This window comes from Candidatus Symbiothrix dinenymphae (assembly GCF_001431085.1).
In genome coordinates this window covers 1-466 of the sequence record NZ_BBRU01000378.1, presented here as the reverse complement: position 1 = coordinate 466, position 466 = coordinate 1, and the positions used below count along the sequence as shown (strand labels likewise).

The 466-nt window shown below is 49.4% G+C and carries 1 pseudogene; it reads left to right on the top strand.

The features are described from left to right. Window positions 1–466 (top strand): annotated as a pseudogene (locus ASC50_RS04420) (SusC/RagA family TonB-linked outer membrane protein); the annotation flags it as partial.

Here is a 466-nt window from a genome sequence, read left to right as displayed (position 1 = left end):
GTGTTATACGGTGCACGAGGTGCCAACGGTATCATCCTGGTATCCACTAAGTCGGGACGTGAAGGTCCTGCAAAAATCAGCGCAAGGGTGGATGTCAATGTGACTACACCCACAAAACTGCCTGAACTGATGGACGGGGTGGCTTATATGCGTTTGTATAATCAAACACAGCTGTCCCGCCGTCCCGATGCGACACCGGTTTATAGCGAGCAGAAAATCTATTCTACCGCTCGGGGAGAAAATCCGATGATTTATCCCAATGTCAATTGGTACGATGCGCTGTTCAAACAGCAGACCACTAATACCAAAGCCAACCTGAACGTTTCAGGCGGTGGCACGGTGGCTACCTATTATGTTGCCGGAGGGTTTGAGAACGAAACAGGCTTGCTGAAAGTGGACGGGCGGAACAATTATAAAAACAAAATTGATATCAACCGGGTCCACGGGCGGGGGAATGTCATTTTCA